Annotated in this window: 1 protein-coding gene; it reads right to left on the bottom strand. The window is 60.9% G+C overall.

Going from position 1 to position 1,561, the window contains the following annotated elements:
- Nucleotides 1-161: 161 nt before the first annotated feature.
- Entirely contained in the window at nucleotides 162-1,466 is a 1,305-nt protein-coding gene (locus HZR81_RS23505; protein ID WP_010793081.1) for an IS1380-like element ISPa33 family transposase, read from the bottom strand.
- Nucleotides 1,467-1,561 lie beyond the last annotated feature (95 nt).

Genomic DNA, 1,561 nt, shown 5'->3' with positions numbered 1-1,561 from the left:
CCCGGATTTCTCATGAGGCCGGCAGGCGTGGCCGGTGAAGCCTCGGTGTATCAACAACCTGCCTTCCACCGCTAAAAATTGATCGTTTTTTATTCAATTCCCGCGTATGGGGCGCACTGCCCCCTTTCCCCCATTGAGCCGGGCCGGGGGCGCCCGCCTGTTCAGGTCGGCTTGAGGCGGGCAACCAGCCCCGCAAAGAGTTCCTGATGCGGATAGGCCTCGCTGATCAGCACGCGGATGCGCCGGCTGTTGCGAATGATCACCGCACCGATCTTGAGCAGTTTCAAGCGCAGGTTATGGATGCTCATGCGCGCCAATGCGGTGCCCTGGAGATGATCGCGTAGCCGTTCGAACAGCACATAGGCAAAGGCCGACAGCATCAGCCGCCACTGGTTGGTCCACCAGCGTGGGCTGGAGGTGCGGTCGGCGAACAGATCCAACTGTTGGTCCTTGATCCGATTCTCCATGTCGCCACGGCCGCAGTAGTCTTCGTAGTACTGCTGGGCAGCATCCTCGGCAAAGCGGGACACGACGATGAAGCGTGGATTGGCACCCTGCTCGCCATGTTCCAGGCGCGACACGACCAGGCGGCGCCTACGCCAACTACCGGCCTGATAGAGGAAGCGATACACGCCGGACATCTTCTGCCCGGTTTCTTGGTAGGCCTCGGCGACCGCTTGCATGGCCGGCGCCGCCATCCGCTGCAGGCGGGTGTTGCGGGCCAGACCCACCACATAATCCACCTGCTTGCGGTCACACCAGTCGAGCATGCGATGTCGGCAAAAACCGCCGTCACCGCGGAACACGATGCGGGTCTCTGGCCAGAAGCGGCGAATGAACTTGACCAGCAGTGCCAGGATGGCCCAACTGTGTCGGGCGCCATCGATGTTGCTCGGGCGCAAATAGCTCACCAGCAGATGGCGACCACAGAACACATAGAGCGGCAGGAAGCAGTAATGGTCGTAATAGCCATGGAAGAAGCGCCCTTCCTGATCACCATGCACCGGCACATCGGTCGCATCGAAGTCGAGCACGATCTCAGCCGGCGCCTGGTCATGCTGGGCGATGAAGTGCTCCCACAGCAGGCGATGGGCTTGCACCACCGTTTCGCGATCGGCTTGCTGTTCCAGGCGCCCCAGAGTGGATTTGCCGGCCAGCGGTTGCAGGCGGTTGACCGCAGTCTGCAGCGCGTAGTCATGGCGCAGGCCGTCATGATCGTTGAGATCCTCGTAGCCGGCGGCCAGTGCATAGATACGCTGGGCGAGCAGTGTCTGCAGTCCATGCTGGACACGCCCAGGATCACGCCGATCGGGAACGATTTTGGCCAGGCGGCGGGTCAAGCCATGTTGCCGGTCGACCTCGCGCAGCAGCAACAAGCCCGCATCCGAGGTGATGTGACCACCGGTGAAAGAGGCCTCGACGAGGCGGCGAGAGAGGGGTGAAAAGTGGAGTTTTTCTGGTAGCATTTTGTGCGCGGCTGAAGACTTATGGGGCTTTGTTTGGCGACAAGAATCATAAGGCTTTCAGCCGTTTTTGTTTATGCGGTCATGAGAAATCCGGG

Source organism: Pseudomonas sp. LM13, from assembly GCF_041381355.1.
In the GTDB taxonomy this organism is placed as follows: domain Bacteria; phylum Pseudomonadota; class Gammaproteobacteria; order Pseudomonadales; family Pseudomonadaceae; genus Stutzerimonas; species Stutzerimonas frequens.
Note: the sequence above shows the minus strand (reverse complement) of the source record. Positions and strands in the feature narration are given on the sequence as shown.